At 72.2% G+C, this 7,922-nt stretch carries 7 protein-coding genes and 4 pseudogenes; 9 read left to right on the forward strand and 2 right to left on the reverse strand.

Going from position 1 to position 7,922, the window contains the following annotated elements; translation table 11 throughout:
• Nucleotides 1–23: 23 nt before the first annotated feature.
• The 8 genes and pseudogenes from KSK32_RS32975 to KSK32_RS00060 all read left to right on the forward strand — a co-directional run.
• A pseudogene (locus tag KSK32_RS32975) lies at nucleotides 24–206 on the forward strand (cellulose binding domain-containing protein); the annotation flags it as partial.
• A gap of 2 nt (nucleotides 207–208) precedes the next feature.
• A pseudogene (locus tag KSK32_RS34415) lies at nucleotides 209–412 on the forward strand (hypothetical protein); the annotation flags it as partial.
• 287 nt (nucleotides 413–699) lie between these two features.
• Nucleotides 700–1,400: pseudogene (locus KSK32_RS34420) on the forward strand (rhamnogalacturonan lyase); the annotation flags it as partial.
• Between the two features lie 95 nt (nucleotides 1,401–1,495).
• Entirely contained in the window at nucleotides 1,496–2,032 is a 537-nt protein-coding gene (locus tag KSK32_RS34785) for a hypothetical protein (protein ID WP_374226674.1), read from the forward strand.
• Between the two features lie 812 nt (nucleotides 2,033–2,844).
• Nucleotides 2,845–3,978, forward strand: a complete 1,134-nt coding sequence (gene dnaN / locus KSK32_RS00045; protein WP_216927900.1) for a DNA polymerase III subunit beta — start codon at nucleotides 2,845–2,847, stop codon at nucleotides 3,976–3,978.
• 40 nt (nucleotides 3,979–4,018) lie between these two features.
• On the forward strand, nucleotides 4,019–4,891 hold the full coding sequence (gene gnd, locus KSK32_RS00050; protein ID WP_216927901.1) for a phosphogluconate dehydrogenase (NAD(+)-dependent, decarboxylating): 873 nt from the start codon (nucleotides 4,019–4,021) through the stop codon (nucleotides 4,889–4,891).
• A 16-nt stretch (nucleotides 4,892–4,907) separates the two neighbouring features.
• Nucleotides 4,908–6,041, forward strand: coding sequence for a DNA replication/repair protein RecF (gene recF, locus KSK32_RS00055; protein ID WP_216927902.1), 1,134 nt, complete (start codon nucleotides 4,908–4,910; stop codon nucleotides 6,039–6,041).
• 87 nt (nucleotides 6,042–6,128) lie between these two features.
• The gene (locus tag KSK32_RS00060) at nucleotides 6,129–6,635 is read left to right on the forward strand and encodes a DUF721 domain-containing protein (protein ID WP_216927905.1); all 507 of its coding nucleotides are present in this window, start codon (nucleotides 6,129–6,131) and stop codon (nucleotides 6,633–6,635) included.
• Here the strand turns inward: KSK32_RS00060 and KSK32_RS00065 are convergent.
• On the reverse strand, nucleotides 6,626–6,865 hold the full coding sequence (locus KSK32_RS00065) for a hypothetical protein (protein WP_216927903.1): 240 nt from the start codon (nucleotides 6,863–6,865) through the stop codon (nucleotides 6,626–6,628). The two genes, KSK32_RS00060 and KSK32_RS00065, sit on opposite strands and share 10 nt — an antisense overlap.
• Before the next feature lie 84 nt (nucleotides 6,866–6,949).
• Between KSK32_RS00065 and KSK32_RS00070 the strand changes: the two genes are divergently transcribed.
• Nucleotides 6,950–7,444, forward strand: coding sequence for a MarR family winged helix-turn-helix transcriptional regulator (locus tag KSK32_RS00070; protein ID WP_216927904.1), 495 nt, complete (start codon nucleotides 6,950–6,952; stop codon nucleotides 7,442–7,444).
• On the opposite strand, the pseudogene KSK32_RS00075 reads toward KSK32_RS00070, so the two are convergent.
• A pseudogene (locus KSK32_RS00075) lies at nucleotides 7,429–7,922 on the reverse strand (hypothetical protein); the annotation flags it as partial. The gene KSK32_RS00070 and the pseudogene KSK32_RS00075 overlap by 16 nt on opposite strands.

A 7,922-nucleotide genomic window follows, 5' to 3' on the forward strand; every position in this document is an offset into this window, starting at 1 on the left:
GCGGCTTCGGCGCCGACGTGACAGTGACGAACCTCGGCGACCGCGTCGACGGCTGGACCGTCGGCTGGAGCTTCGCCGCCGGCCGCAGCAGGTCGTCAGGCGTGGAACGCGACTGTCAGCCAGTCCGGCGCCCAGGTCAGCGCCCGCACGCCGGCTACAACGCGGCCATCGGCACCGGCGGCACCGCGAACCTCGGCTTCAACGGCTCGTGGAACAACACGTCGAACCCGGTCCCGGCCGCGTTCACGCTCAACGGCACCGCCTGCACCGGCGCGCCGTCCACCACCCCGCCGCCGTCGACGCCGCCGCCCCGCCCACCACACCGCCCGGCCGCCGACCACCCGCCGGCCGGCGCGAAGCAGATGGAGGCCTCGACCGGGGCCTTGTCAGCGTCCGCTCCGGCAGCGGGAACCTGGTCTCCTGGCGGCTGCTCGGCACCGAGACCACGGGGTGGCGTTCAACCTCTACCGCGGCGGCACCAAGGTCAACGGCAGTCCGATCACCGGGGCCACCACGTACCTGGACAGCGCGCGGCGCCCGGCTCGCCGTACACCGTGCGGGCCGTGGTGAACGGCGCGGAGCAGGCGGCGTCGGCCCCGGCGCTCCAGTTCGCCAACGGCTGGCTGGACGTGCCGATCCAGCCGCCCGCCGGGCGGCACCACCCCCGCCGGGGAGGGGTACGGCTACTCCGCGAACGACGCGAGCGTCGGTGATCTCGACGGCGACGGCCGCTACGAGTTCGTCCTCAAGTGGGATCCGTCGAACGCCAAGGACAACTCGCAGTCCGGCTACACCGGCAACGTCTACGTCGACGCGTACACGCTCACCGGCACCCGGCTGTGGGCGCATCGACCTCGGGCCGCAACATCCGCGCCGGGGCCCACTACACCAGTTCCAGTTGTGTACGACTACGACGGCGACGGGGACGCCGAGGTGGCCCATGAAGACCTGCCGACGCGGCACCCGCTCCGGCACCGGCCAGGTGATCGGGAACGGCTCGGCCGACCACCGCAACTCCAGCGGCTACGCGTGCTCGCCGGCCCGGAGTACCTGACCATGTTCGACGGCCGCACCGGCGCGGCGCTGTCCACCGTCGACTACGATCCGCCGCGCGGCACCGTCTCGTCCTGGGGCGGACTCGTACGGCAACGGGTCGACCGGTTCCTCGCCGGCACCGCGTATTTGGACGGGCAGCGCCCCTCGCTGATCATGGCGCGCGGCTACTACAACCCGGGCCGTCGTCGCGGCGTGGGACTTCCGCGACGGCACGCTGCGCAGGCGCTGGACGTTCGACTCGAACGCCTCCGGCACGGCGCAGCCGCCGGCCAGGGCAACCACCAGCTCTCCGTGGCCGACGTGGACAACGACGGACGCCAGGAGATCGTGTACGCGCCGCCACGATCGACGACAACGGCCGGCTGCTGTACTCCACCGGCAACGGCCACGGCGACGCCCTGCACGTCGTGACCTCGACCCCTCCCACTCCGGCCTGGAGGTGTTCAAGGTCGACGAGGACGGCAGCAAGCCCAGCTCCTGGACGGCCGACGGCGCGTACCGGGCAGATCATTTGGCAGACCGCGAGCGGCGACAACGGCCGCGGCGTCTCCGCCGACGTCTGGGCCGCAGCCCGGGTGCGGAGTCCTGGTCGTCAGGGTCGGTCAACGGGCTGCTCGACACCCGGGGGCGGAACGTGGGCGCAAAACCGTCGTCGGCGAACTTCCTGATCTGGTGGGACGGCGACCCGGTCCGGGAACTGCTCGACGCCACGAAGATCGACAAGTACGGCACCGAGGCGAGACACGGCTGCTCACCGGCAGCGGCGTCGCCTCGAACAACGGCACCAAGTCCACCCCCCGGCGCTCTCGGCGGACCTAGATCTCGCCGGACCCTAGCGTCACCGCCCCGGGCGTGCCCTGATCGGCGGTCACGGCGACCGCCCACCGCCACGATCCCGCCCTCACCCGCCCGACCGTTCGCGTCGATCATGAGGTTGGCGGCGACAAACCGGACGCAAATGCCGCCAACTTCATGATCAACCGAGGTGGGGCGGGGCGAGACAGGCGGAGCGGCGGGAGGGGCGGCGTGACGGAGGCGACCATCTCGGGGCCTACGGGCCGGGCTCGGGCGGGTGGCGAGTAGCCGACAGCGGGAAATGTTGACCCTCGACCCGGTGGAGGGCCCAGGATCGGTCGTGTGCTCGTCCACAGCTCGTACCCGTTGTCCACAGCCCCTGTGTCACAGGCGGTGGACAACCACGCATCGCACCCGGCCGGTTACCCACAGACTGTGGACAACTCCTGGGGACGACGCTGTGGATGCCTGGGGACGACGATCACGTTGTCCCCAGCCGGCGGTCCGCCTGTGGGTGAGCTGTTGAAGGTTCTGGGGATGACGGCTGTCAACCCGGCCCGCGTTGTCCACAGCGCTGGGGAAAAACCGGTGGATTACCGGTGGACAACCGGTGGACAGCCGTGGAAAACCCGGCTGCCGGCGAGGGCTGTGGACCGGGACACGGGTTTTACCCCTGGTTCTCCACAGCCAAACCACCTGTAGATAACGTGTGTGACCTGCGCGGACGCTGGTTCTCCACAGTTTGCACAGGTGCGATGAAGACGATGAGTTATCTCTTCTAAACAACAAAAACCAATCATCACCGTTGGACTTCCTGTGGATCGGGCCGAAGCACTGCCGTCGGCAGTCACCCCGGCACCTGGATCCACGGGGTCGGGCGCACAGCCGATGCCCCAGCGCCTTAAGGTGCGATGGGTACCCGCACGGTCGGGCGGGGCGGGTGGCAGCGGTCGGCATGAGAGAGTTGTCGCTGACGTCGACGCGGAGGCATTGATGAAGTTCCGAGTGGAGCGCGACGCGCTCGCCGAGGCGGTCGCGTGGACCGCCAAGAGCCTGCCCAACCGGCCCTCCGTACCGGTGCTGGCCGGAGTGATGCTCCGGGTCACCGACGGCAACCTCCAGGTCTCCGGCTTCGACTACGAGGTCTCCAGCCAGGTGACAGTCGAGGTGCACGGTGACGCGGACGGCGCCGCCCTGGTCTCCGGCCGCCTGCTCGCCGAGATCACCAAGGCTCTCCCGGCCAAGCCGGTGGACATCGCCGCCGTCGGCGCCCACCTCGAACTGGTCTGCGGCAGCGCCCGGTTCACGCTGCCCACCATGCCGGTGGAGGACTACCCCACGCTGCCGGAGATGCCGGAGAGCGCCGGCACCGTCGACGCCGCCGCCTTCGCCTCCGCCGTGGCCCAGGTGGCAGTGGCCGCCGGCCGCGACGAGACGCTGCCGATGATGACCGGCGTCCGGATCGAGCTGAGCGGCAGCACGATGGCCATGCTGGCGACCGACCGCTACCGCCTCGCGCTGCGCGAGATGGAGTGGAACCCGGACGACCCGGAGATCAGCCTCAATGCGCTGGTGCCGGCCCGTACGCTGCACGACACCGCGAAGGCGCTCGGCCCGCTCGGCGGCCACGTCACCATGGCGCTGTCCTCCGGCGGCGCCGGTGAGGGCATGATCGGTTTCTCCGGCGGCACCCGCCGGACCACCAGCCGGCTGCTCGACGGCGCCAACTACCCGCCGGTGCGTTCGCTGTTCCCGGCCGACCACAACGCCGAGGCCCGGGTCGCCGTCGCCGCGCTCATCGAGGTGGTCAAGCGCGTCGCGCTGGTCGCCGAGCGCACCACCCCGGTCCTGCTCAGCTTCAGCGCCGACGGTCTCGTGGTCGAGGCGGGCGGCACCGAGGAGGCCCGGGCCAGCGAGGCCATGGAGGCCACGTTCAGCGGCGAGCCGCTGACCATCGGGTTCAACCCGCAGTACCTCATCGACGGTCTGACCAACCTGGGCGCCCAGCACGCCCTGCTCCGGTTCGTCGACGCGTTCAAGCCCGCGGTCATCTCCCCGGCCGGCGAGGATGGCGAGGTCATCCCGGGGTACCGGTACCTCATCATGCCGATCCGCGTGTCCCGCTGATCGCAGGCAGCACGACCCTGACGTACGGAGGTAGGAGCAGATGCAGCTCGGCCTGGTAGGACTCGGCCGCATGGGCGGCAACATGCGGGAGCGGCTGCGCGCCGCCGGGCACGAGGTGGTCGGTTACGACCACAACCCGGAGATCAGCGACGCCGCAAGCCTGGCCGAGCTCGCCGAGAAGCTCCAGTCGCCCCGTGCGGTCTGGGTCATGGTTCCGGCCGGCGTCACCGACGCCACCATCGACGAGCTCGCCGGTGTGCTCGGCGAGGGCGACATCATCATCGACGGCGGCAACTCCCGGTTCAGCGACGACGCCCCGCGCGCCGAGCGGCTGAACGAGCAGGGCATCGGCTACATCGACGTCGGCGTCTCCGGCGGCGTCTGGGGCCGGCAGAACGGGTACGCGCTGATGGTCGGCGGCGCGCAGGAGCACGTCGGGCGCCTCATGCCGATCTTCGAGGCGCTCAAGCCCGAGGGCGAGTTCGGCTTCGTGCACGCCGGTCCGGTCGGCGCCGGCCACTACGCCAAGATGGTGCACAACGGCATCGAGTACGGCCTGATGCACGCGTACGCCGAGGGCTACGAGCTGCTGGCCGCCTCGGAGCTGGTGACGAACGTCCCCGGCGTGTTCAAGTCGTGGCGTGAGGGCACCGTGGTCCGGTCGTGGCTGCTCGACCTGCTGGACCGGGCGCTCGACGAGGACCCGGAGCTGGCCGACCTGAGCGGCTACACCGAGGACACCGGCGAGGGCCGGTGGACCGTGGACGAGGCGGTCCGGCTCGCCGTGCCGCTCAACGTCATCACCGCGTCGCTCTTCGCCCGGTTCGCCTCCCGGCAGGACGACTCGCCCGCGATGAAGGCCGTCGCCGCGCTGCGCCAGCAGTTCGGCGGCCACGCCGTCCACAAGCGCTGACCGGTATCCACAGGCTGTGTACGTCCGCCGGCTCGAACTGGTCGACTTCCGCTCCTACGAGCGCGTCGGCGTCGACCTGGAGCCGGGTCCGAACGTGCTCGTCGGCGCCAACGGCGTCGGCAAGACCAACCTGGTCGAGGCGCTCGGCTACGTGGCGACCCTGGACTCGCACCGGGTCGCCACGGACGCCCCGCTGGTCCGGATGGGCGCCGCCTCGGCGGTGATCCGCTGCGCGGTGGTGCACGAGGGCCGGGAACTGCTGGTCGAGCTGGAGATCGTCCCGGGCAAGGCCAACCGGGCCCGGCTCGGCCGGTCCCCGGCCCGGCGCGCCCGGGACGTGCTCGGCGCGCTGCGCCTCGTGCTGTTCGCGCCGGAGGACCTCGAACTGGTCCGTGGCGACCCGGCCGAACGTCGCCGCTACCTGGACGATCTGCTGGTCACCCGCCAGCCCCGCTACGCCGGGGTACGCGCCGACTACGAGCGCGTGGTCAAGCAACGCAACGCGCTGCTGCGTACCTCGTACCTCGCTCGGAAGACCGGCGGCACACGCGGCGGCGACCTGTCGACGCTGGCGGTGTGGGACGCGCATCTGGCGCAGCACGGCGCGGACCTGCTTGCCGGTCGCCTGGAGCTGGTCGCCGCGCTCACCCCGCACGTGGCCAAGGCGTACGACGCGGTGGCCGCCGGCCGGGGCGCGGCGGGCATTTCGTACCGGCCCTCGGTGGAGCTGCCCGAACCCGGCGCCGACCGGGCGGCGCTGGCGGAGGCGCTCGCCGCCGCGCTGACCGCGAACCGCGCCGCCGAGATCGAGCGCGGCACCACACTCGTCGGCCCGCACCGCGACGACCTGGCACTGACGCTCGGCCCGCTGCCCGCCAAGGGGTACGCCAGCCACGGCGAGTCCTGGTCCTACGCGCTCGCGTTGCGGCTGGCCGGGTACGACCTGCTGCGCGCCGACGGGATCGAGCCGGTGCTGGTGCTCGACGACGTCTTCGCCGAGCTGGACACCGGCCGGCGGGAACGGCTGGCCGAGCTGGTCGGCGGCGCGAGTCAGCTCCTCGTCACCTGCGCCGTGGACGACGACGTGCCGGCGACGCTGCGCGGCACCCGGTACGCGGTGGGCGAGGGGACGGTGCGACGTGCCGGATGACGAGGTGCAGCTCCCGCCCGCGCGGCTCGGGCCGGGGCGCGACGCGCGTACCCCGGGAAGCCCGCGGACGGCGAGCCGGCCGCGAACCTGCCGGAGGGCGCGACCGGGCCGGAGCTGGCGCGGGCGGTGCTCGACGCGGCGAAGGCCCGGCGTCAGGCGGCGGCCCCGCGCCGGCGTGGCGCGGTCCGCGGCGACGGCGAGAAGCGGCTGCGCGGCTACTCCGGCCCGGGGCCGGACCCGCGCGACCCGCAGCCGCTCGGCGCGGTGCTGGACAAGCTGGTGAAGGCGCGCGGCTGGCAGCAGCCGGCGGCTGAGGCGACCGTGTTCGGCGCCTGGGAGAAGGTGGTCGGCCCGGAAGTCGCCCAGCACAGCCGCCCGGTCAAGCTGGAGGACGGCGAGCTGACGGTGGAGGCGCGTTCGACGGCCTGGGCGACGCAGTTGCGCCTGCTGGCGGGTTCGCTGCTCAAGCAGATCGCCAGCGAGGTCGGCCACAACGTGGTGCGCAAGCTGCACATCCACGGCCCGGCGGCGCCGTCGTGGTCGCGCGGTCCCCGGCGGGTACGCGGGCGCGGCCCCCGCGACACCTACGGCTGACCGACACCGCCCGAACGCCGGGCCTCCCGCCGGGCGCGCTTGAGTTCGCGCTGCTCGCGGCTCCACTGCTTGCGGCGCTCCAGATCCTGCTTCCAGGCCTCGCGGGCCAGCTGCGAGCCGCCCTGCACCGCGCCCTGCACCTGGGAGGGGCCGGCGAGGTTGCGGAACACCCAGCCCAACAGGCGGCCACCCTTGCCGGAGGCGTCGCCCACCTGCTCGTCGTCGCTCATCCCGCCGTCTCCCTGTTTCGTGTGCAAACCATTGGTACACCAATCATTGCTAGGATCGCAACGACGACGAGGAGGAGGACGCCGGTGACCGACGGCATCGAGGAGGATCCGCTGGCGCTGGAGCAGCAGGTCTGCTTCGCGCTCTCCGTCGCGGCCCGGAGCGTCGTCGCGGTCTACCGGCCGTTGCTGGAGCCGATGGGGCTCACCCACCCGCAATACCTGGTCATGCTGGCGCTCTGGCAGCACGCGCCGCTGTCCGGGCGGGATCTGAGCCGGCTGCTCCAGCTCGACCCCGGCACGCTGTCCCCGCTGCTCAAGCGGCTGGAGGCGGCCGGCTACATCCGGCGGGAACGCGACGCTGCCGACGAGCGCAGCCTGGCCGTCTCACTCACCGCCGAGGGGCAGGCGCTGCGGGCGCAGGCCGAGCGGATCCCGCCGGCCATCGTGCAGCGCCTCGGCCTGCCGCTGGCCGACCTGCGGCACCTGCACACGGCGCTGACCGAGGTGATCGCGGCCGCCAACCGGGCCACCACGACGGGCGCGCAGGGGCCCGGCCCGGCCGGTCAGGCGTCGGCGTAGACCGCGAAGCCCCGCTCCGCGCAGCGCCGGTAGAAGGCCGCGAGCACGCTCAGCTCGGCGCAGGTGAAGTTCCACTGCGGCGGATCGCCGTTCTCGTCGCGCAGCCGGTCGAGCCGGCTGTCCAGCCAGCGGAGCTGCTGCTCGGCCAGTCGCCCGTCGCCGAGCAGCGCGCGCAGCACGTCGCTCACAGACTCGAACGTGACCGCCTCGCCGTACGGCCGGTGCCGCGCGACGAACTTCTCCACGCCCTCGGCGATCCAGGAGCAGCCGTCCGGGTCGATCACGGGTCCTCGTCCTCGACCGCGTTCTCCGTGGCGTAGAGCACATTCTCCAGCCCGAGGATCAGGCGACCAATCCGTGTACGCGGTCGCGCGTACCGTGCCGGTCTCGCGATCAGCTCGGCGAGCGCCGCGGTCGGCGCGGAGATCCGGGGCATGTCCACGATCTCGCGAAGTCCACGAACTCAGCCGGCGCGACA

The organism is Micromonospora sp. WMMB482, from assembly GCF_019038635.1.
Taxonomy (GTDB): domain Bacteria; phylum Actinomycetota; class Actinomycetes; order Mycobacteriales; family Micromonosporaceae; genus Micromonospora; species Micromonospora marina.